20 protein-coding genes are annotated in these 20,271 nt (G+C 63.3%); 16 read left to right on the top strand and 4 right to left on the bottom strand.

The features are described 5' to 3' along the window. The first annotated feature begins 1 nt into the window (after position 1). The 8 genes from OGV19_RS01955 to pdeM all read left to right on the top strand — a co-directional run bounded on the left by OGV19_RS01955 (position 2) and on the right by pdeM (position 10,860). On the top strand, positions 2 to 478 hold the full coding sequence (locus tag OGV19_RS01955; protein WP_264313874.1) for an LEA/WHy family protein: 477 nt from the start codon (positions 2 to 4) through the stop codon (positions 476 to 478). A gap of 7 nt (positions 479 to 485) precedes the next feature. Then, the gene (locus OGV19_RS01950) at positions 486 to 689 is read left to right on the top strand and encodes an SEC-C metal-binding domain-containing protein (protein WP_033694179.1); all 204 of its coding nucleotides are present in this window, start codon (positions 486 to 488) and stop codon (positions 687 to 689) included. 527 nt (positions 690 to 1,216) lie between these two features. Then, the gene (locus OGV19_RS01945) at positions 1,217 to 3,658 is read left to right on the top strand and encodes a penicillin acylase family protein (protein ID WP_264311888.1); all 2,442 of its coding nucleotides are present in this window, start codon (positions 1,217 to 1,219) and stop codon (positions 3,656 to 3,658) included. A gap of 144 nt (positions 3,659 to 3,802) precedes the next feature. Next, positions 3,803 to 4,819, top strand: coding sequence for a ligase-associated DNA damage response exonuclease (locus OGV19_RS01940; RefSeq protein ID WP_264311887.1), 1,017 nt, complete (start codon positions 3,803 to 3,805; stop codon positions 4,817 to 4,819). After that, positions 4,816 to 6,474, top strand: coding sequence for an ATP-dependent DNA ligase (locus tag OGV19_RS01935; RefSeq protein ID WP_264311886.1), 1,659 nt, complete (start codon positions 4,816 to 4,818; stop codon positions 6,472 to 6,474). The genes OGV19_RS01940 and OGV19_RS01935 overlap by 4 nt, the downstream gene beginning before the upstream one ends. Before the next feature lie 98 nt (positions 6,475 to 6,572). Beyond that, on the top strand, positions 6,573 to 7,688 hold the full coding sequence (locus tag OGV19_RS01930) for a succinylglutamate desuccinylase/aspartoacylase family protein (RefSeq protein WP_264311885.1): 1,116 nt from the start codon (positions 6,573 to 6,575) through the stop codon (positions 7,686 to 7,688). Positions 7,689 to 7,757: 69 nt separating this feature from the next. Beyond that, entirely contained in the window at positions 7,758 to 10,214 is a 2,457-nt protein-coding gene (locus tag OGV19_RS01925) for a ligase-associated DNA damage response DEXH box helicase (RefSeq protein ID WP_264311884.1), read from the top strand. Continuing rightward, positions 10,207 to 10,860: a ligase-associated DNA damage response endonuclease PdeM gene (pdeM, locus tag OGV19_RS01920; protein WP_264311883.1), complete on the top strand. Its 654-nt coding sequence runs from the start codon at positions 10,207 to 10,209 to the stop codon at positions 10,858 to 10,860. The genes OGV19_RS01925 and pdeM overlap by 8 nt, the downstream gene beginning before the upstream one ends. 10 nt (positions 10,861 to 10,870) lie before the next feature. Here pdeM and OGV19_RS01915 read toward each other — a convergent pair whose 3' ends face one another. Both OGV19_RS01915 and dcd read right to left on the bottom strand, forming a co-directional pair. After that, positions 10,871 to 11,098 carry a hypothetical protein gene (locus OGV19_RS01915; RefSeq protein ID WP_264311882.1) on the bottom strand — a complete coding sequence of 76 codons (228 nt, stop codon included), beginning with the start codon at positions 11,096 to 11,098 and terminating at the stop codon, positions 10,871 to 10,873. A 95-nt stretch (positions 11,099 to 11,193) separates the two neighbouring features. Then, on the bottom strand, positions 11,194 to 11,760 hold the full coding sequence (gene dcd / locus OGV19_RS01910; protein WP_012313046.1) for a dCTP deaminase: 567 nt from the start codon (positions 11,758 to 11,760) through the stop codon (positions 11,194 to 11,196). Positions 11,761 to 12,099: 339 nt separating this feature from the next. Between dcd and OGV19_RS01905 the strand changes: the two genes are divergently transcribed. After that, the gene (locus tag OGV19_RS01905; protein ID WP_012273869.1) at positions 12,100 to 12,309 is read left to right on the top strand and encodes a cold-shock protein; all 210 of its coding nucleotides are present in this window, start codon (positions 12,100 to 12,102) and stop codon (positions 12,307 to 12,309) included. Positions 12,310 to 12,472: 163 nt separating this feature from the next. On the opposite strand, the gene apbC is transcribed toward OGV19_RS01905, so the two are convergent. After that, positions 12,473 to 13,567, bottom strand: a complete 1,095-nt coding sequence (gene apbC / locus OGV19_RS01900; protein ID WP_264311881.1) for an iron-sulfur cluster carrier protein ApbC — start codon at positions 13,565 to 13,567, stop codon at positions 12,473 to 12,475. A 158-nt stretch (positions 13,568 to 13,725) separates the two neighbouring features. On the opposite strand from apbC, the gene metG reads away from it, so the two are divergent. From metG to OGV19_RS01865, 7 genes are all read left to right on the top strand, one after another. After that, a complete protein-coding gene (gene metG, locus OGV19_RS01895) occupies positions 13,726 to 15,771 on the top strand; it encodes a methionine--tRNA ligase (protein WP_264311880.1) in 2,046 nt (681 codons plus the stop codon). Between the two features lie 87 nt (positions 15,772 to 15,858). After that, the gene (locus tag OGV19_RS01890; RefSeq protein ID WP_264311879.1) at positions 15,859 to 16,407 is read left to right on the top strand and encodes an Rnf-Nqr domain containing protein; all 549 of its coding nucleotides are present in this window, start codon (positions 15,859 to 15,861) and stop codon (positions 16,405 to 16,407) included. Positions 16,408 to 16,449: 42 nt separating this feature from the next. Then, the gene (locus OGV19_RS01885; RefSeq protein ID WP_264311878.1) at positions 16,450 to 17,421 is read left to right on the top strand and encodes an RnfABCDGE type electron transport complex subunit D; all 972 of its coding nucleotides are present in this window, start codon (positions 16,450 to 16,452) and stop codon (positions 17,419 to 17,421) included. Continuing rightward, positions 17,418 to 18,020 (top strand): RnfABCDGE type electron transport complex subunit G, encoded by a 603-nt coding sequence (locus tag OGV19_RS01880; protein WP_264311877.1) that lies wholly within the window; start codon positions 17,418 to 17,420, stop codon positions 18,018 to 18,020. Before OGV19_RS01885 ends, OGV19_RS01880 begins: the two co-directional genes overlap by 4 nt. Beyond that, a complete protein-coding gene (locus OGV19_RS01875; protein ID WP_264311876.1) occupies positions 18,013 to 18,537 on the top strand; it encodes an NADH:quinone oxidoreductase in 525 nt (174 codons plus the stop codon). The genes OGV19_RS01880 and OGV19_RS01875 overlap by 8 nt, the downstream gene beginning before the upstream one ends. A 4-nt stretch (positions 18,538 to 18,541) precedes the next feature. Then, a complete protein-coding gene (nth, locus tag OGV19_RS01870; RefSeq protein WP_264311875.1) occupies positions 18,542 to 19,180 on the top strand; it encodes an endonuclease III in 639 nt (212 codons plus the stop codon). A 104-nt stretch (positions 19,181 to 19,284) separates the two neighbouring features. Then, positions 19,285 to 19,461, top strand: a complete 177-nt coding sequence (locus OGV19_RS01865; protein WP_027594199.1) for a PA3496 family putative envelope integrity protein — start codon at positions 19,285 to 19,287, stop codon at positions 19,459 to 19,461. A 42-nt stretch (positions 19,462 to 19,503) separates the two neighbouring features. On the opposite strand, the gene OGV19_RS01860 is transcribed toward OGV19_RS01865, so the two are convergent. After that, positions 19,504 to 20,127 carry a response regulator transcription factor gene (locus tag OGV19_RS01860; RefSeq protein WP_264311874.1) on the bottom strand — a complete coding sequence of 208 codons (624 nt, stop codon included), beginning with the start codon at positions 20,125 to 20,127 and terminating at the stop codon, positions 19,504 to 19,506. Between the last annotated feature and the right edge of the window lie 144 nt (positions 20,128 to 20,271).

Below are 20,271 nucleotides of genomic sequence, written 5' to 3'. Positions count from 1 at the left end.
CATGATCGCCCAGGCCCGCGTGCTTCTGCTCGGCATCCTGCTGGCTCTGCTGGCGGGTTGCGCCAGCTGGGGCGGCGACGATTGGCGCGAGCCTGAGGTGCACCTGGTCAAGGTAGAGACAGTCAAGGCCAGGCTGCTCCAGCAGGAATTCGTCCTGCACCTGCGTGTCGACAACCCGAATGACAGCCGGTTGTTCATTCGTAGCCTGGCGTATTCGATACGGCTCAACGACCTGCTTCTGGTGCAGGATGAGACGAGTGTATGGCGCAGCGTTGGCGGCCATGCCCGGCGTACGTTCAAGATCACTGCGCGGACCAACCTGTGGCAGCACTTGAAGCCGCTGGCCAAGCTGCTGAAGAGCGAACAGCCGCTGCACTATTCCCTGCAAGGGGAGTTGGCCACCGGGTTGCTCATCCATCGGGACCTGCACTTGTCGCGCAGTGGTGAGATAATCCCCGGTGATTTCATACCGGAGTAACCTTGCAATGACTCAGCAACCCCATGTTCATGGCCCTGACTGCAACCACGATCATGATCACCACCACGATCACGACCATGGCCATGTACACGGCCCGCACTGCAACCACGGCCATCAGGAGCCTGTTCGCAACGCCCTGAAGGACGTTGGCCGCAACGATCCTTGCCCATGCGGCAGCGAGAAAAAGTTCAAAAAGTGCCACGGCGCCTGATCTGACGAAGCACCTAAAAGCAAAGGTCTACCTGAGCGCTGAACCGAGCTCTTGATCTTGATCTTGATCTGGCTTTTGATCTTGATCTTGATCTGGCTTTTGATCTTCAGCGACTCAGGAGCGAGGGGACCCCGAAGCGCAGCGTAGGGGCCGTATGATGGAGCGCAGACCTTTTTGGTTACTTTTTGGGGCGTTTGCCAAAAAGTGACCCGCTGTAAGAGCGGAAAGGTGATTAAGCGTCGCCACCGCAAATGGACCTTGCCAGATCTCAGCACCATCAGTTGAAGCCCAACGCACAACTATGGCCGGACACACCGCGTAACCATGCAAGAGCAAGAGCAAAAACTCACCTAAGGTGACGCTCAGAATTGCGCGTTGGTGAGTGAACGCGTCTGCGACCCATATGGGTGATCCGTTCAGTAACGTACCATTCGTAAATAAACCGCCTCAGCACCTTGCACCGCGCCTGCGTGCTCACTACCTTAGCGCCTTCCAAACCCCCGCCACGCCTTGCAGGAGCCCTTGTCATGGCCGCCCCCGCCTTTCCTCCCTTCCGCCTGCGGTTAACGACCGCTGCCACGCTAGTGGGCACGCTCGGACTCGCCGGTTGCCAGATGGGCGGCTACCAGGACAGCGTGCCACCGACCACCGGCGTACAGCCGCTCAAGGGCCTGGCACAAAACGTCTCGGTACGGCGCAATGCCATGGGCGCTCCGTTGATCGAAAGCGGCAACTTCCATGACGCGCTGTTCAGCCTGGGTTACGTACACGCAGGCGATCGCATCGAGCAGATGGTCGCCATGCGCCTGCTCGCCCAAGGCCGCCTCGCCGAACTTGCCGGCAGCGATGCACTCGACATCGACCGCCTGATGCGCGCCGCCAACCTCAAGCAAAACGCCGCTCAGCAATACGCCGACGCCTCGCCCCGGCTCAAGCGCTTCTTCGAAGTCTACGCCCGCGGCGTCAACGCCTACCTGTTCCGCTACCGCGACAAGCTGCCCGCCAGCCTGGCCAGCAGCGGCCATCGCCCTGAGTACTGGAAGCCAGAAGACTCGGCGCTGATCTTCAGCCTGTACGCCTTCAGTCAATCGGTAAACTTGCAAGAAGAACTCAGTGCCCTGACCCTGGCGCAGCAGGTCGGCAGCGACAAGCTGGCCTGGCTGCTGCCCGGCGCACCGGACGAACCATTGGCCGACAGCGAAGTGGACAAGCTCAAGGGCCTCAACCTCTCCAGCCAACTACCCGGCTTGCCTGCCCTGGCGGCAGCCAGCCAGAAACTCGCCGACCTCGACCTGCTCGGCAGCCCAGGCTCGGCCAACCTGGCCTTGGCGGCCCAACGCAGCCGCAGCGGCAAGAGCCTGCTGGCCAGCGACAGCCAGGCCGCCTGGGCCTTGAGCCCAGTGCAGATCCACACCGGCAAGTATCAGGTCGCCGGCCTGTCGCTGCCGGGCCTGCCGATCGTACTGGCCGGCTACAACGGCAAGATCGCCTGGAGCAGCAGCGCCGTGATGGCTGACAACCAGGACCTGTACCTGGAGCAACTGCGCCGCCAAGGCAACCAGTTGAGCTACCTGGCCGACGGCAAGTGGCTGCCAGCACGGGCACGCAGCGAAACCTTCTTCGTGCGTGGCCAACGCCCGCTGCGCGAGGTGATGTATGACACGCGCCACGGCACCTTGCTCGCCCAACCGACAAGCGCCAGCCTGGGCCTGGCCCTGAACCTGCCACAGCTCAAGGGCGACCGCAGCCTCGATGCGCTGTTCGACCTGACCCGCGCCAAAACGGTCGAGCGCGCCTTCGACAGCACCCGCGAAGTCGCCGCCGCGGCGCTCAACTTTGTCTTCGCCGAGCCCGAACACATCGGCTGGCAAGTCAGCGGGCGCTACCCTAACCGCCGCGAAGGCCAGGGCCTGCTGCCCTCGCCCGGCTGGGACGGGCGTTACGATTGGGACGGCTACGCTGACCCGATGCTGCACCCTTACGATCAGGACCCACCCGCCGGCTGGATCGGCCACGCCAACCAGCGCAGCCTGCCGCGCGGCTACGGCATGCAGTTGTCCAACACCTGGTACTACCCCGAGCGCGCCGAGCGCCTCGCTCAGTTGGCAGGCAACGGCCGTCACGACAGCCGCAGCCTCATGGCCCTGCAGAACGATCAAGTCACCCTGCTGGCCGACAAGCTCAAGCAGATGTTCGACGCACCGGGCATGGCTCAACCGCTCAAACAAGCCATCGATGCCCTGCCAGCCGCACAGCGTGACAAGGCCCGCGACGCCTTGGCCCGGCTCAAGGCATTCGATGGCCGCCTGAGCCCGGTGTCGGCAGATGCCGCGCTGTACGCGTTGTTCCTCCAGGCCTTCGCCCGCGAAACCTTCCTCGATGACCTCGGGCCAGAATCCGGCCCTGCCTGGCAGGCGTTCGTCAGCAATGCGCGGTTGTCCTACTCGGCCCAGGCCGACCACCTGCTGGGCCGCGAGGACAGCCCGTTCTGGGATGACCGCAGCACCCCGCAGAAAGAAGACAAGCCGCTGATTCTCGCCCGCAGCCTGGCTGCTGCAGTGGATGCCGGCACTGCGCAACTCGGCGCCGACCGCCGCGCCTGGCAGTGGGGCAAACTGCACCAGTACCGCTGGCCGGCACCGGCCTACCATGGCCTGGGTGATGCCCTCAGCCGTTCACCGCTGGCTGCCGGCGGCGACTTCAGTACCCTGGTCCTCACCCCCTACGCCTGGGGCAGTGACTTCAACACCCGCCTGCCAGCGTCGGCACGCATGATCGTCGATTTCGGCCAGGCCGAACCGTTGCAGGTACTGACCAGCAGCGGCCAGTCCGGCAACTCGGCAAGCCCGCACTACAGCGACGGGCTGGATGCCTGGTTCAAAGGGCGTTTCATGAGCCTGCCGATGCAACCGCAGAACTTTGGGCGGGGCTATGGCAATCAACGGCTGACGTTGGTGCCGGGGCGGTAATCGGGAGGGGGATGGCCTGGGAGATCGAGCGCCGCGCGCGCGGCGCTCGATCTCCCAGGCGATACAACACTCACGACAAACCCACTCGAACTTCCCATCGCCCGCCGCGCTCCTAACGGGTAACCCACCACCAGCGCCCGTGCCATGGACCTCGTTATCGCCCGCCCCGAAGGCCTGTACTGCCCGCCCGGTGATTTCTACATCGACCCTTGGCGGCCGGTGGACCGTGCCATCATCACCCACGGCCACGGCGACCACGCCCGCACCGGCAATAACCACTACCTGACCGCCGCGCCCGGCGCAGGCATCCTGCGCAGCCGACTGGGCCAGGACATCAACCTGCAAACCTTGGCCTACGGCGAGCGCATCCTTCACCACGGTGTCACCCTGAGCCTGCACCCCGCCGGCCATGTACTGGGCTCGGCGCAAGTTCGCCTGGAATACCAGGGCCAGGTCTGGGTCGCTTCGGGCGACTACAAAGTCGAACCCGATGGCACCTGCGCCCCCTTCGAGCCAGTGCCTTGCCACACCTTCATCACTGAGTCGACCTTCGGCCTGCCTATTTACCGCTGGCCCCGCCAGCCTGAGGTATTCGCCGGTATCAACGCCTGGTGGCGCGCCAATTGCGCGCAGGGCAAAGCCTGCGTGCTGTTCTGCTACGCCTTCGGCAAAGCGCAGCGCATTCTCCACGGGCTGGACGCGAGTATCGGGCCGATTTTGGTACACGGCGCGGTCGAGCCGTTGAACCGGGTGTACCGTGAGGCTGGCGTGCACCTGCCGGAAACCCGCTATGCCGGCGACATCCCGCGCAACGACCCGTTGCTGCGCCACGCCTTGGTCCTGGCCCCACCTTCTGCCGGGGGCAGTAGCTGGATGCGGCGCTTCGGCGACTACAGCGATGCCTTCGCCAGCGGCTGGATGCTGTTGCGCGGCACACGCCGGCGGCGTGGCGTCGACCGAGGCTTCGTACTGTCGGACCACGCCGACTGGCCGGGCCTGCTGTGGGCCATTGGCCAGACTGGCGCGGAGCGCGTGATGGTCACCCATGGCTCGGTCAACGTGCTGGTGCGCTACTTGAACGAACAGGGCCTGGATGCTCGCGCCTTCGCCACCGAATACGGCGACGAAGACGAGCCAGCGCCCTCGGAGCCCGAGGCATGAAAGCCTTCGCCGCGCTGTACCTGCGCCTGGACGCGACCACCTCCAGCAACGCCAAGCTCGAAGCCTTGCGCGACTACTTTGCCCAGGCGCCTGCCGAGGATGCGGCCTGGGCCGTGTACTTCCTGGCCGGCGGCCGCCCTCGGCAACTGGTGCCAACCCGAGTGCTGCGCGAACTGGCGACTGAGTTGGCAGAGCTGCCTGAATGGCTGTTCGAAGAGAGCTATCAAGCCGTGGGCGACCTGGCCGAAACGATCTCGTTACTGCTGCCCGATAACAGCCACGGCAGCGACGAGGGTTTGGCCCATTGGGTCGAGACATACCTGCTGCCCCTTCGCGGCCTGCCGCCCGAAGTGATCCGCCAGCGCCTGCCGCCGCTCTGGGCGCAGCTCGACCGGCCAAGCCTGATGCTGTGCCTGAAGCTGATCACCGGCAGCTTTCGCGTCGGTGTTTCCAAGCTATTGGTCACCCGCGCCCTGGCGCAACTGGCCGGCCTCGATGCCAAGCGCGTGGCCCAGCGCCTGGTTGGCTACACCGATATCAGCCACCGCCCTACCGCCACCGGCTACCAGCAGTTGATCGCTGCCGAGTCGGCGGATGAACACCGCCAGCGTGGCGGTCAGCCCTATCCTTTTTTTCTGGCTCACCCGCTGCAGGCGCCCGTCGAGCAGTTTGACGCGCTGCTCGGCCCGCCGAGCGACTGGCAGATCGAATGGAAGTGGGACGGTATCCGCGCGCAGGTGGTCAAGCGCGACGGCCAATTGTGGGTCTGGTCGCGCGGCGAAGAATTGGTCACTGATCGCTTCCCCGAACTGCATAGCCTGGCGCAGACGCTGCCTGACGGCGTCGTGCTCGATGGCGAGATCCTAGTGTGGAAACCGAGGGCCACGGACGATGCCCTGGCCGTGCAACCCTTCGCCCTGTTGCAGCAACGCCTGGGCCGCAAGACCCTGGGCAAGAAGCTGCTGGCCGACGCACCCGTGGTGCTGCAGGCCTATGACCTGCTGGAATGGCAGGGCGAGGATTGGCGCAACCAGGCGCAGCACGCACGTCGTCAGCAGTTGCAACGGCTGGTGGCAGATTACCCGCTAGCGCCCGTGCTGCTGTCGCCCTTGCTCGAAGGGCAAACCTGGGCCGAGCTGGCCGAACAGCGCGAGCAGTCCCGCAGCCTGGGCGTCGAAGGCCTGATGCTCAAGCAGCGCAAGGCCCTGTATGGCGTGGGGCGCACCAAAGACATGGGCACCTGGTGGAAGTGGAAGATCGACCCCTTCAGCGTCGATGCCGTGTTGATCTACGCCCAACGTGGCCATGGCCGCCGCGCCAGCCTCTACAGCGACTACACCTTCGCCGTCTGGGACGCGCCCGCCGGCACGGCCGGACGAGCATTGGTCCCATTCGCCAAGGCCTATTCGGGGCTGAGCGACGAAGAGATGCGCAAGGTTGACGCGATCATCCGCAAAACCACCGTGGAAACGTTCGGCCCGGTGCGCAGCGTGACACCGACCCTGGTGTTCGAACTGGGCTTCGAAGGCATTGCATTGTCCAAACGCCACAAAAGCGGCATCGCCGTGCGCTTTCCACGCATGCTGCGCTGGCGCCTGGACAAACCGGTCGAAGAAGCCGACAACCTGGCGACCCTGCAGGCACTGCTGATCTAACAGTGCCTAATTTGCACAGGCGCAGATGCAAAAATTATGCTTCTATTTTTGTGCCGACCCGTGTCGCAGACCGTATTCGCCACGAACCTAGGACCACCATGCACCATTCGACCCACGAGCTGCTTTCTCCCGTACCGGGCATCTCACGCCAACTGCACAGCTTTCACTTCGGCCCCCGCGGTGAAGGCAAGGTGTACATCCAAGCCTCGCTGCACGCCGACGAACTGCCCGGCATGCTGGTGGCCTGGCACCTCAAGCGTCGGCTGGCCGAGCTGGAGCAGCAGGGCCGTCTGCAGCGGGAAATCATTCTAGTGCCGGTGGCCAACCCGGTGGGCCTGGAACAGGTGCTGCTGGACGCCCCGCTGGGGCGTTTCGAGCTGCAAAGCGGCGAAAACTTCAACCGCAATTTCGTCGACCTCTCCGACAGCATCGGCGACCAGATTGAACAGCATTTGACCCAGGACCCGGCACACAACATCGCGCTGATCCGCGAGTACCTGCGTCGCGGGCTGGATGCACACCCCACCCGCACCCCACTTCAGGACCAGCGCCTGATCCTGCAGCGCCTGGCGTGCGACGCCGACCTGGTGCTGGACCTGCACTGCGACTTCGAGGCAGTCGAACACCTCTACACAACGCCGGAAGCCTGGCCGCAGATCGAGCCGCTGGCCCGTTACCTGGGGGCCCAGGCGAGCCTGTTGGCCACCGACTCGGGCGGGCAATCGTTCGATGAATGCTTCAGCCTGGTCTGGTGGCAGCTGCAACAGCGCTTCGGCAAGCGTTTCCCGATTCCGCTGGGCTGCTGCTCGGTAACCGTCGAATTGCGTGGCCAGGCGGATGTGAGCCATGAGCTGGCCGGCAAGGACTGCCAGGCGATCCTCGACTTCCTGACCCATGCCGGCGTCATCGAAGGCAGCCGCGCGCCCCTTCCGCCGCTGTCCCGCCCGGCTACACCGCTGGCCGCCGTAGAGCCCGTCTCGACGCCGCTTGGCGGTTTGCTGGTGTACCACACGCGGCCAGGCCAGTACCTGCAAGCCGACCAGCTGATCGCCGAGGTCATCGACCCGCTAAACGACCGGGTAACTGCGGTGCGTAACAGCCAGCCCGGGCTGTTGTACGCCCGCAGCGTGCGCCGCATGGCGACGGCGGGCATGGTCATCGCCCATGTGGCGGGCGAGCAGGTGTGCCGCAGCGGCTACCTGCTGGGCAACTGATCCGGTAAAACCAATCTACCCGGCGGGCGGTCAGTAGAAGCACAGCCTTCGAAGGATCAGCCCGCGCCCATGGCCACCTCCACCGACCTCGCCAATGCCTGGTTCGCCATGCTCGGCTGGAAACCATTCGCTTTCCAGCGACGTGTCTGGGCGGCCGTCGAACGCGGCGAGTCCGGGCTGCTGCACGCCAGTACCGGCGCCGGCAAAACCTATGCTGTCTGGCTGGCGGCACTGCGCGCGTTCGCCATTGCCAGCCCAGGCCGCCAACCGGCCCCCTTGCAGGTGCTGTGGGTCACGCCCATGCGCGCCTTGGCCGCCGATACCGCGCGTGCCTTGCAAGCACCGCTCGATGCGCTAGGCCTGAACTGGAGCGTGGGGGTGCGCAGTGGCGACACCGGCAGCGCCGAGCGCGCCCGACAAGCCCGGCGCCTGCCCAGCGTGTTGATCACCACACCCGAAAGCCTGACGCTGCTGCTGACCCGGGCGCAAGCCTGCGATGATTTCGCCGGCCTGCGCCTGGTGGTGGTGGACGAATGGCATGAACTGCTGGGCAACAAGCGTGGGGTGCAATTGCAACTGGCCCTGGCACGCCTGCGCCGCTGGCACCCGACGCTGCTGACCTGGGGGCTTTCGGCCACCCTTGGCAACCTGCAACATGCCCTCGACGTGTTGATGCCCCACGACGGGTTGCTGGTGCAAGGCCGACAGGACAAACGACTGCAGGTCGATACCTTGCTCCCCACTGAGATCGAGCGTTTCCCCTGGGCAGGCCATATGGGGCTGAAGATGCTCGATCAGGTCAGCCGAGAGATCGACACGAGCGCCAGCAGCCTGGTGTTCACCAACACCCGCGCCCAGGCCGAACTCTGGTACCAGGCATTGCTCGATGCACGCCCTGACTGGGCCGGCCTGATTGCCCTGCACCATGCCTCGTTGGCCCGCGATACCCGCGACTGGGTCGAGCGCAACTTGAAGCAAGGTTCGCTCAAAGCGGTGATCTGCACCTCCAGCCTGGACCTGGGCGTGGATTTCCTGCCTGTGGAGCGGGTACTGCAGATCGGTTCGGCCAAAGGTATCGCCCGCCTGATGCAACGCGCCGGGCGTTCCGGGCACGCACCAGGTCGCCCCTCGCGGGTAACCCTGGTGCCCACCCACAGCCTCGAACTGGTAGAGGCAGCAGCGGCCCGGCACGCGCTGCTCGCCGGGCAGATCGAGGCCAGGCGCTCGCCTCAGCTGTGCATGGATGTGCTGGTGCAGCACCTGGTCAGCATGGCCCTGGGCAGCGGCTTTCGACCCGAGCAGTTGCTAGCCGAAGTACGCAGCACCTGGGCCTTTCGCGCGTTGCGCGACAGCCAGTGGCAGTGGGCGCTGGACTTTGTCTGCCACGGCGGCAACTCGCTCAGCGCCTACCCTGATTACCAGCGTGTCGAGCCCCATGCCGACGGGGTCTGGCGGGTGGCCAGCGAGCGCCTGGCGCGGCGGCACCGCATGGGCATCGGCACCATCGTCAGCGATGCCAGCCTGCAGCTCAAGTACTGGAGCAAAGGCGGTGGCGGCAAGCCGCTGGGCAGTGTCGAGGAGGCCTTCATCGCCCGCCTTCGCCCTGGCGACAGCCTGATCTTCGCAGGCCGGGTATTGGAGTTGGTGCGTGTCGAAAACATGACCGCCTATGTACGCCGCAGCACCTCGCGCAAAGCCGCCGTGGCCCGCTGGAACGGCGGGCGCATGCCCCTGTCCAGCGAGCTGGCCGATGCCCTGGTCGCACAGTTAGATGCCGCAGCCCATCAGCGTTACGACAGCCCGGAAATGCGCGCCGTGCGCCCCCTGCTGGCGTTGCAGGCCAGCTGGTCGGCGCTACCGACCACCCGCACACTGCTGGCAGAAACCCTGAAATCACGTCAGGGCTCGCACCTTTTTCTCTACCCGTTCGCCGGGCGCATGGCCAACCTGGGCCTGGCCAACCTGATTGCCTGGCGAATCAGCCGGGTACAGCCGCTCTCAGTGTCCATCGCTGTCAATGACTATGGCTTTGAGCTGCTCAGCCCCAGTGCCGTGGATTGGGCAACGCACTTGCCGACCGCACTCTTGCCCGAGCACCTGCTGGAGGATGTACTGGCCAGCCTCAACGCGGGCGAGATGGCACTACGGCGCTTTCGCGAGATCGCCCAGATTGCCGGGCTGGTATTTGGCGGCTACCCGGCCGCGCAAAAGAGCACCCGGCAGATCCAGGCGTCCAGTGGGCTGTTTTACGAGGTTTTCCGCAAGCACGATGCCGACAACCTGCTGCTGGGCCAGGCTCGGGACGAGGTATTGCGTGAAGAACTCGAGATCGAGCGGCTGCATCGCCAGTTGCTCAAGCTTGGCCAACTGCGGCTGGACCTGCATGCGTTGCCTCGCCCTGGCCCGTTGGCCTTTGCCCTGCTGGTGGAAGGCATGCGCGAAACCTTGAGCACGGAAAAACTGGCAGAGCGCATAGCCCGGATGGTCGCGGACCTGGAAAAGGCGGCGAGTGGCCGCGATGAATGATCACCTGGCCATCCAGCACTGCGACCAAACGCTCTGGCTACTGCCGGACAAAGCCGTGTACTGGCCTGCCCGTCGCGCCCTGCTGGTGGCCGATGTGCATATCGGCAAAGCCGCCAGCTATCGCGCCCTTCATCAGCCCGTGCCACGCGGTACCACCGAGGCAACCTTGGCGCGCCTTGACACCCTGCTGGCCAACCATGATTGCCGACTGCTGGTCGTGCTTGGCGATTTCCTGCACGCCCGCACGGCACGCGCACCGGCAACGCTGGCCAGGCTGCAGGCGTGGCGGCAACGGCATGCGGGGCTCCGCATCGTGCTGGTGCGTGGCAATCATGATCGCCACGCTGGCGACCCACCGGTTGCACTGGGGATTGAGGTGGTGGAAGAGCCATGGGTGCTGGCGCCCTTCGCCTTGCAGCACGAGCCCGTCGCCCATCCCCAGCACCCGGTGCTGGCGGGCCATGTCCACCCTGTGTTCGTCTTGCAGGGGCGGGCCAGACAGCGTCTTCGCCTGCCTTGCTTTCTGATGGATGACAGGGTCAGCCTGCTGCCAGCCTTCGGCGAATTCACCGGTGGCTGGCGCGTGCGCGGCGATGCGACTACCCGCGTGTTTCTGGCAGGCGCAGAGCGGGTCTGGGCGCTATAGCCACACGTGCTCAGGCGACCGGTGCGGGAGGCGGCTCATCGGGCAAGGTGGGTTCACCTGGCTCCATGGGCTGCGTTTCACCCGGCTCCGGTGGTTGTGGGGTATCGGGATCAGGCTGATGAGGCACGCCCCCCGCCTGCATCGGCAGCGGATGCGCCAGCAGTGACCATGGCAACAACCCGACATGATTGGGCTGCAAACCAGCCAGCTTGGCACTGATTGCGGGATGGAGTTTCATTGGCGGCTCCTGACGAGAGCCGATGCGCATCATGCACATCGGCAAGTTACTCGTTGGAGTCGCAAACACGCGGGGAATTCCCCGCGCTCGTCGGCTCAGGTGCGTGGCAGGGTGACGCCACGCTGGCCCTGGTACTTGCCGCCACGGTCCTTGTAGGACACTTCGCATTCTTCATCGGATTCCAGGAAGAGCATCTGCGCCACACCCTCGTTGGCATAGATTTTTGCCGGCAAGGTGGTGGTGTTGGAGAATTCCAGGGTCACGTGGCCCTCCCACTCTGGCTCAAGCGGGGTGACGTTGACGATGATGCCGCAGCGCGCATACGTGCTTTTGCCCAGGCAGATGGTCAGCACGTTGCGTGGAATGCGGAAGTACTCCACAGTGCGGGCCAGGGCGAAGGAGTTTGGCGGGATGATGCAGACGTCGCTCTTGACGTCGACAAAGCTGCCGGCGTCGAAGTTTTTCGGGTCGACGGTGGCCGAATTGATGTTGGTGAACACCTTGAATTCGTCGGCGCAGCGCACGTCGTAGCCGTAGCTGGAGACGCCGAAGGAGATGACACGGCTGTCGTGTTCGCCGCGCACCTGGCGCTCGACGAAGGGTTCGATCATGCCGTGTTCCTGTGCCATGCGGCGAATCCACTTGTCCGATTTGATGCTCATGGCGGGGTGTCCTGAAGAGTTGCGAGGTGAAAATCGTGAGGCGCATCTTACCGGTCCCGGCGCCCTCTTCAAAGTTCCATCCTGCATTCTGGCCACAATCCCCGCCAGGCGGGGCTTACAGCCGCCGCCGATCTGATTTTCAGTAAAGCGGCCTCTGGCCATTGGCAGGTTGCGGAAAGTGGGTTAAGGTGGCGCCACTGTGCTGCACGTGACACCGAGAATCTCTAGTTTGATGCACGATCCTGATCGGCCCATCTCTGAATTTTCTGCTCTCTTTGCACTCAGTCCCGGGCAGGGATTTTCCTGACCGTTATCAACTTTGTCCAAGGAGACAGAAACATGTCCAACCGTCAAAACGGTACCGTTAAGTGGTTCAACGACGAGAAAGGCTACGGCTTCATCACCCCTCAGTCGGGTGACGACCTGTTCGTGCACTTCAAAGCCATCCAAGCTGACGGCTTCAAGACCCTGAAAGAAGGCCAAGCTGTTACTTTCGTCGCTACCCGCGGCCAGAAAGGCATGCAGGCTGAAGAAGTTCAGATCGCCTAAGTCGATCTAAGCTTTCTAGCTTTCAAAAAACCCGCCTTCTGGCGGGTTTTTTTATGCCTGGCTGAACCGGCGCTGCCTTCTTCGCGGGTAAAACCGCGCCTACAGGCCTGTGGTGTACCTGTAGGAGCGGGCTTACCCGCAAAGCAGGCGACGCGGTCTCTGGTCAGTCTTCGCTGATGGTAATGTTCGGCATCGCCGGTGCCGCTGCTTCCTGCAGCACGATGCGCGCGCCCACCTGACGGGCCAATTCCTGATAGACCATGGCGATCTGGCTTTCGGGCTCGGCAATCGCCGTTGGCTTGCCACTGTCGGCCTGTTCGCGGATCAGCATCGACAACGGCAGCGACGCCAGCAGGTCGACGCCATACTGGGCCGCCAGTTTCTCACCGCCGCCTTCGCCGAACAGGTGCTCGGCATGGCCGCAGTTCGAACAGATGTGCACGGCCATGTTCTCCACCACACCCAGCACCGGGATATTGACCTTGCGGAACATCTCCACGCCCTTCTTGGCGTCCAGCAGGGCCAGGTCCTGCGGCGTGGTGACGATCACCGAGCCGGCCACCGGTACCTTCTGCGCCAGGGTCAACTGGATGTCACCCGTGCCTGGCGGCATGTCGATCACCAGGTAGTCGAGGTCATCCCAGGCGGTCTGGGTCACCAGTTGCAGCAACGCGCCGGACACCATCGGGCCACGCCACACCATCGGCGTGTTGTCGTCGGTGAGAAACGCCATGGACATGACTTCCACACCATGCGCCTTGATCGGCACGAACCACTTCTGCTCGCGAATCTGTGGCCGAGTGCCTTCAGCGATACCGAACATCACGCCCTGGCTAGGGCCATAGATATCCGCGTCGAGAATACCGACCCGGGCGCCTTCACGGGCCAGGGCCAAGGCCAGGTTGGCGGCAGTGGTCGACTTGCCGACGCCACCCTTGCCCGAGGCCACGGCGATGATGTTCTTGACGTTGGCCATGGCCGGCACCTGCGCCTGAGCCTTGTGCGCGGCGACCACGCAGTCGATCGACACCTGGGCGCTGCTGACGCCTTCCAGGTTGCCGATCGCTGTCTGCAGTACCTGGGCCCAGCCGTTCTTGAACAACCCTGCGGCATACCCCAGTTGCAACTGCACATTGACCTGCCCGCCCTGGATATCGACGGCGCGCACACAACCTGCGCTGACTGGATCCTGGTTCAGGTAGGGGTCGGTGTACTGGCGAAGCACGCCTTCGATGGCGGCACGGGTGACGGCACTCATGGAGACTCCCATTGGCAAACTGAATGTAAAACAGGCGCCTATCCTAACCCGTCAATCGTCAGCAGGTGCGTCTGTGGGGTGAAATATCTTCGCCAGCCCTTTATAGTGGCCGATCACCCTCATTTTTACCCCGTAGCCAGATAAGTAGCCGAGCCACCATGTCCGAGCCACGTCAGATTCTCGTCACCAGCGCCTTGCCCTATGCCAATGGATCGATCCACCTTGGCCATATGCTCGAGTACATCCAGACAGACATGTGGGTCCGTTTCCAGAAACTACGCGGCAACCAGTGCATCTACGTCTGCGCCGACGACGCCCACGGCTCGGCCATCATGCTGCGTGCCGAAAAGGAAGGCATCACCCCTGAGCAGTTGATCGCCAACGTTCAGGCCGAGCACAGCGGCGACTTCGCCGACTTCCTGGTGGATTTCGACAATTTCCACTCGACCCACAGCGAAGAGAACCGTGAGCTGTCCGGCATGATCTACACGCGTCTGCGTGAAGCCGGGCACATTGCCACCCGTTCGGTGACCCAGTACTACGACCCTGAAAAGGGCATGTTCCTGGCCGACCGTTTCATCAAGGGCACCTGCCCCAAGTGCGCGGCCGAAGACCAGTACGGCGACAACTGCGAAAAGTGCGGCGCGACCTACGCCCCGACCGAGCTGAAGAACCCCAAGTCGGCCATCTCCGGCGCCACTCCGGTGCTGCGTGATTCCCAGCACTTCTTCTTCAAGCTGCCCGATTTCCAGACCATGCTGCAGCAGTGGACCCGCAGCGGCACCTTGCATGAAGCCGTTGCCAACAAGCTGGCCGAATGGCTGGACTCGGGCCTGCAGGAGTGGGACATCTCCCGCGACGCGCCGTATTTCGGCTTTGAAATCCCGGGCGAGCCAGGCAAATATTTCTACGTCTGGCTGGATGCGCCAATCGGCTACATGGCCAGCTTCAAGAACCTTTGCGCGCGCCGCCCGGAGCTGGACTTCGATGCCTTCTGGAAAGAAGACTCCAAGGCCGAGCTGTACCACTTCATCGGCAAGGACATCGTTAACTTCCACGCCCTGTTCTGGCCAGCCATGCTTGAAGGCGCGGGCTTCCGCAAACCGACTGCGGTCAACGTGCACGGCTACCTGACCGTCAACGGCGCCAAGATGTCCAAGTCGCGCGGCACCTTCATCAAGGCCCGCACCTACCTGGATCACCTGCAGCCGGAATACCTGCGTTACTACTACGCGGCCAAACTGGGCCGTGGCGTCGATGACCTGGACCTGAACCTGGAAGACTTCGTGCAGAAGGTCAACTCCGACCTGGTCGGCAAGGTGGTCAATATCGCCAGCCGTTGCGCCGGTTTCATTCACAAAGGTAACGAAGGCGTACTGGTAGCCGGTGATGCTGCGCCCGAGTTGACCGAAGCCTTCCTGGCCGCCGCGCCTTCCATCGCCGAAGCCTACGAGAGCCGTGACTTCGCCCGCGCGATGCGCGAAATCATGGCCCTGGCCGACCGCGCCAACGCCTGGATCGCCGACAAGGCACCTTGGTCGCTGGCCAAGCAGGAAGGTAAACAGGATGAGGTTCAGGCCATCTGCGCCCAGGGCGTCAACCTGTTCCGCCAGTTGGTGATCTTCCTCAAGCCGGTACTGCCGGTGCTGGCCGCCGATGCCGAGGCTTTCCTCAATGTCGCGCCACTGACCTGGAACGACCACCAGTCGCGCCTGGAAAACCACCGCCTGAACGCCTTCAAGGCACTGATGAGCCGCATCGAACCGGCCAAGGTCGACGCCATGGTCGCTGCCAGCAAGGAAGACCTGCTGGCGGCTGGAGCCCAGGCCCAGGCCCCGACAGGCAATGGCGAGCTGACCAAGGACCCGCTGTCGGCGGAAATCGAATTCGATACCTTTGCCGCCGTCGACCTGCGCGTGGCGCTGATCGTCAAGGCCGAGGCCGTACCCGGTGCCGACAAGCTGTTGCAACTGACGCTGGACATCGGTGACGAGCAGCGCAACGTGTTCTCCGGCATCAAGTCGGCCTACCCCGACCCGTCCAAGCTGGAAGGCCGCCTGACCATGATGGTAGCCAACCTCAAGCCTCGGAAAATGCGCTTTGGCGTCTCTGAAGGCATGGTCATGGCCGCCGGCCCTGGCGGTGAAGAAATCTACCTGCTCAGCCCGGACAGCGGCGCCAAGCCAGGCCAGCGCATCAAGTAAGCCCCCTGCCCCGGCCTCAGTGCCGGGGCAGTTCCCTCTCCCGCTCAATGCCGGACAATCGCCACGATTCCCGGCTATCGTCAGTTCATGAGTGACTACGTTCTGGTTCTGATCAGCGCTACGCTGGTCAATCATCTGTGCCTGCAGCAGCAGCCGACTTCTCAGCTGCGCTTGCATGTGCTCGGCCTGGCATGCGCCCTGTCCATTGCGCCGGGGCTGATCGGCGCTCACCTGCTGAGGTGGCTGGTGCTCGACCCTTGGCAGATCCACGACCTCAGCCTGTTCCTGTTGCTGCCCTGGCTGGCGTTGCTGGCATTCGCAGTGCCGTGGGCACTGACAAGGCTACGCCCTGGCTGGCCTGTGGCCGACCTGACCGGGCTGCTGCTGTGTAACGCCACCGTGCTGGGGCTGGCTCTGGAAGAGGCAGGCAACGACACCACCTGGCTTTCGACACTGACCAAGGGCTTGCTGGCAGGGGGCGGCTTGTGGCTTGCACTGGCCCTGTTCGCGGACCTGCGCCAGCGCAGCGCACAGGCCGACATACCCGGCGCCCTGCGCGGCCTGCCCATAGAACTGCTTGGCGCCGGGGTAATGGCCATGGCATTTTCCGGTTTCAACGGACTCTTCGCACAATGAAGCGGACTCAACACCCCCAGCCCCGAGAGAACGAGCGCGATCATGGCGAAGCCTGACCCACGCCTGCGTACGAGCACGGGCCTGGTGCTACTGGCCTGTGCCCCTGGTTTACTGACGCTATTGTGGTTGCAGGGCTGGGGGCTGCTCTGCAATCTGCTGCTGTGCGCCAGTGCAGCGCTGCTCTGCGAGGCGCTGCTAGTGAAGCTGCGTGGCCAGCCTGTCAGCGTCGCACTGAACGACGGCAGCGCACTGGTGACCGCCGTGCTGCTGGCGGCCGCACTGCCTACCCAGGCCCCAGGGTGGCTGCCCGTGGTCGCCGCTGTAGTCGCTATCGGGGTGGGTAAACAGGCTTTTGGCGGTGTCGGACGCAACCTGTTCAACCCGGCCATGGTTGGTTTTGCCTTTGTGTTGCTGAGCTTTCCCCTGCAGATGAACCAGTGGCCAGGACAGCCATCAGGCCTGTTCGAGAGCCTGCAACAGGTATTGGGTGGCGGTGAGCACATCGATGCCTGGGCACAACCGACAATCCTCGATGGCCTGCGCCATAACCGCAGTCTGACCCTCGATGAGCTGTTCGCCAGCCACCCGGGCTTTGGCAGCATCGGCGGGCGCGGTGGTGAGTGGGTCAATCTGGCCTTTTTGCTCGGTGGCTTGTTTCTGTTGCAGCGCAAGGTGTTCAGTTGGCACGCGCCAGTGGGTTTGCTGGTGGGGTTGTCGCTGTTCAGCCTGCTGGCCTGGAACGGGTCAGGCTCGGACTCCAATGGCTCCCCCTTGCTGCACCTGTTTTCTGGCTCGACCATGCTGGCCGCCTTTTTCATTGCCACCGAGCCTGTCTCCGGCCCCAGAAGCGAAGGGGCCAAGCTGGTATTCGGCTTTGGTGCGGGCCTGCTGATCTACCTGATCCGCACCTGGGGCAGTTACCCCGATGGCACGGCGTTCGCCATCCTGCTGATGAATCTCACGGTCCCCAGCCTCGAACGGCTGGCCCTGCGCCGCCAGCGGGCTGACCGGTGAACCGCCGGGTGCGTTCAGCAGGGCTGCTGCTGGTGACAGCTGCACTGGCGTTGTCGACGACGCTGGTCTGGCGCACGTGGACAACCCCGTCCATCCGCGAAGCCGAAAAACAGCTGCAAAGTCGCCAGAGACTCGCGGTATTACCCGAGGGCAGTTACGACAACCAGCCGCTGGATGCTCCGCTGCCCAGCCCCGGCTCGCCACTTGCACACAGCCGCATCATGGCAGCCTACCGCGCAACGCTGGCGGGCAAGCCTACCGCCATCGTCCTGGTTACCCATGCCCAAGGCTATGCCGGGCCAATCGTGTTAAGCATCGCCATCGCACCGGACGGGCGCCTGATCGGTAGCCAGGTGGTCGAGCAACAGGAAAGCCCTGGGCTGGGCGGACGCCTTGCCGACCCGCAAGCGAACTGGCTGGCGCAGTTTGCCGAACACCGCCTGAGTGATCGCTGGGCATTGAAGCGGGACCAGGGCGATTTCGACCAACTGGCGGGCGCGACAGTAACCTCACGCGCGGTTATCGAGGCAATACAAAGTGCCCTACGCTATTTCGATGAGCACCGTCACGTATTGCTCGGGGAGCTCGACCATGAATAGGGGCTACTTGCTGGCCGCCAGCCTTGCCCCCCTGCTTGGGGCCACGCAAACGCTGCCCTTGGCCGCTGCCATAGGCGTGTGCGCGGTCATGATGCTCGGCCTGCATCAAGTAGGGCTGATGCCGTTGCGCAGCCGCCTGAACGGTGCGGCATACGTGCTGGCAAGCCTGCTGCTTTTGGCTGCCCTGGCCTGCTGCCTGCAGTTGGCACTGCGTGCCTGGCTGCTGCCAATGGCGCTGTTACTGGGCCCGTATCCGGCCCTACTGTGCCTGCAGTGCCTGGCAGCAGACCGCCTGCTACCGCATGAAGGCCGTTGGCACGCACTGCTGGTGCACCTGGCGGGCCTGTTGGCCGCCTGCCTGCTGCTCGGCGCCTGCCGTCAAGGGCTGGCCGAAGGCTTGGGCGTGCACCTTGCCAGTGTCGCCCCTGGCGCCCTGCTACTGCTCGGCGTGCTGTTGGCCTTGTACAATCACCTGCGTCCGGGCTCTGCCCACCCACGTCGTCAAGGAAAGCCCTGATTCCATGAATGCCGCAAAACGCCTGGAGATCTTTCGCAGGCTTCACGAAGACAATCCTGACCCCAAGACGGAACTGGCCTATACCACACCGTTTGAACTGCTTGTTGCCGTCACGCTGTCAGCGCAATCCACTGACGTCGGCGTCAACAAGGCCACCGCGCGCCTGTTCCCGGTCGCCAATACCCCAGAGGCGATCTACGCCCTGGGCGTCGAAGGGCTGAGCAATTACATCAAGACCATTGGCCTCTACAACAGCAAAGCCAAGAACGTGATCGAGGCTTGCAGGCTGCTGATAGAGCGCCATGACAGCCAAGTGCCACAAACCCGAGAAGCACTCGAAGCGCTGCCAGGGGTGGGCCGCAAGACGGCCAATGTGGTACTCAACACGGCGTTCCGGCAGCCGACCATGGCAGTGGACACCCATATTTTCAGGGTCAGTAACCGCACCGGCATCGCACCGGGCAAAACCGTGCTGGAGGTCGAGAAGAAGCTGGTCAAGTTCGTGCCCAAGGAATACCTGCTCGATGCCCATCATTGGCTCATCCTGCATGGGCGCTACGTATGCCAGGCACGCAAGCCCCGCTGCGGGAGTTGCCGGATCGAGGACCTGTGCGAATACAAGCAGAAGACGTCTGACGATTGAGCCGATAGCGAAAAACCACCCGGTACGATTGAAAAAATCTTTTTTACCAGCGTCAGCTTTCTGGTTATAAGGACGGCCAATGGCCCTTTGGCTTGGAGCGACTCATGAGTGCCGATAAAGACGACCTGTCAATCGAAGATGATTTTGTTGCCGCAGATGATGAAGCGGAGCCGCAGGTAGAGACTGCAAAGACCAACCTGAGCAAACGCCGCACCATCGACAACCTGCTGGAAGAGCGACGCCTGCAGAAGCAACTGGCCGATTTCGACTACGATCTGTAGCGCAATGCAAAGCCTGCCCTGGGAGGCTTTGCATTGCGGCGCTCAGTTCAAACCGTGACGCTGCGCAAGCTCGATCAGGTCTACCAGCGACCGGGCGTTGAGCTTGAGCAACAAGCGTGACTTGTACGTGCTGACGGTCTTGTTGCTGAGGAACATGCTGTCGGCAATTTCCTTGTTGGACCGACCGCGCGACAGCTGTTGCAAGACCGTCATTTCCCGGGCCGAGAGGCGGTTGACCATGTCCGTCTCGCTACCACCTCCCCTACCCCGTGAGGCATGCAAGGCCTGATTAGGGAAATAGCTGTAGCCTGACAGCACGGCCTTTATGGCGCTGAGCAATTCGGTCAGCTCCTGTTGTTTGCACACATAACCCGCCGCCCCCGCTTGCATGCAACGCATCGAGAAGTTTCCAGGCACCTGCGAGGTGAGCACCAGCACTTTGCTGCCTGGGCTGAAGGCGGCCATGCGGGCGATGACTTCAAGGCCATCCAGTTTTGGAATACCGATGTCGAGCACGACGATATCGGGCAGGTGTTCACGCGTCAGTTGCAAGGCGGCCACGCCGTTATCGGTTTCCGCAACGACGTCATACCCATGCCGCTCCATCAGCATACGTACGGCTAGGCGTATGACCGGATGGTCATCCACGATAAGGACTTTATTCATGTGATATCCATTCATTCATTTATTTTTGCTATGGCACGCCACGATAACCGACAGAACGCTTCGTGGCGCGACGATTTGCCAATGAAACTCATGAATAGACGAGCCCTACAACACTTACAGAAATTTCCTACACAAAACTTCGCA

The organism is Pseudomonas putida (assembly GCF_025905425.1).
GTDB lineage: Bacteria > Pseudomonadota > Gammaproteobacteria > Pseudomonadales > Pseudomonadaceae > Aquipseudomonas > Aquipseudomonas putida_AF.
This window is presented reverse-complemented; position numbering and strand designations above follow the sequence as displayed.

Coding starts and splice junctions, on each gene's coding strand:
- OGV19_RS01955 (WP_264313874.1), top strand. CDS start 2: ATGATCGCCCAGGCCCGCGTGCTTCTGCTCGGCATCCTGCTGGCTCTG.
- OGV19_RS01950 (WP_033694179.1), top strand. CDS start 486: ATGACTCAGCAACCCCATGTTCATGGCCCTGACTGCAACCACGATCAT.
- OGV19_RS01945 (WP_264311888.1), top strand. CDS start 1,217: ATGGCCGCCCCCGCCTTTCCTCCCTTCCGCCTGCGGTTAACGACCGCT.
- OGV19_RS01940 (WP_264311887.1), top strand. CDS start 3,803: ATGGACCTCGTTATCGCCCGCCCCGAAGGCCTGTACTGCCCGCCCGGT.
- OGV19_RS01935 (WP_264311886.1), top strand. CDS start 4,816: ATGAAAGCCTTCGCCGCGCTGTACCTGCGCCTGGACGCGACCACCTCC.
- OGV19_RS01930 (WP_264311885.1), top strand. CDS start 6,573: ATGCACCATTCGACCCACGAGCTGCTTTCTCCCGTACCGGGCATCTCA.
- OGV19_RS01925 (WP_264311884.1), top strand. CDS start 7,758: ATGGCCACCTCCACCGACCTCGCCAATGCCTGGTTCGCCATGCTCGGC.
- pdeM (WP_264311883.1), top strand. CDS start 10,207: ATGAATGATCACCTGGCCATCCAGCACTGCGACCAAACGCTCTGGCTA.
- OGV19_RS01915 (WP_264311882.1), bottom strand. CDS start 11,098: ATGAAACTCCATCCCGCAATCAGTGCCAAGCTGGCTGGTTTGCAGCCC.
- dcd (WP_012313046.1), bottom strand. CDS start 11,760: ATGAGCATCAAATCGGACAAGTGGATTCGCCGCATGGCACAGGAACAC.
- OGV19_RS01905 (WP_012273869.1), top strand. CDS start 12,100: ATGTCCAACCGTCAAAACGGTACCGTTAAGTGGTTCAACGACGAGAAA.
- apbC (WP_264311881.1), bottom strand. CDS start 13,567: ATGAGTGCCGTCACCCGTGCCGCCATCGAAGGCGTGCTTCGCCAGTAC.
- metG (WP_264311880.1), top strand. CDS start 13,726: ATGTCCGAGCCACGTCAGATTCTCGTCACCAGCGCCTTGCCCTATGCC.
- OGV19_RS01890 (WP_264311879.1), top strand. CDS start 15,859: ATGAGTGACTACGTTCTGGTTCTGATCAGCGCTACGCTGGTCAATCAT.
- OGV19_RS01885 (WP_264311878.1), top strand. CDS start 16,450: ATGGCGAAGCCTGACCCACGCCTGCGTACGAGCACGGGCCTGGTGCTA.
- OGV19_RS01875 (WP_264311876.1), top strand. CDS start 18,013: ATGAATAGGGGCTACTTGCTGGCCGCCAGCCTTGCCCCCCTGCTTGGG.
- nth (WP_264311875.1), top strand. CDS start 18,542: ATGAATGCCGCAAAACGCCTGGAGATCTTTCGCAGGCTTCACGAAGAC.
- OGV19_RS01865 (WP_027594199.1), top strand. CDS start 19,285: ATGAGTGCCGATAAAGACGACCTGTCAATCGAAGATGATTTTGTTGCC.
- OGV19_RS01860 (WP_264311874.1), bottom strand. CDS start 20,127: ATGAATAAAGTCCTTATCGTGGATGACCATCCGGTCATACGCCTAGCC.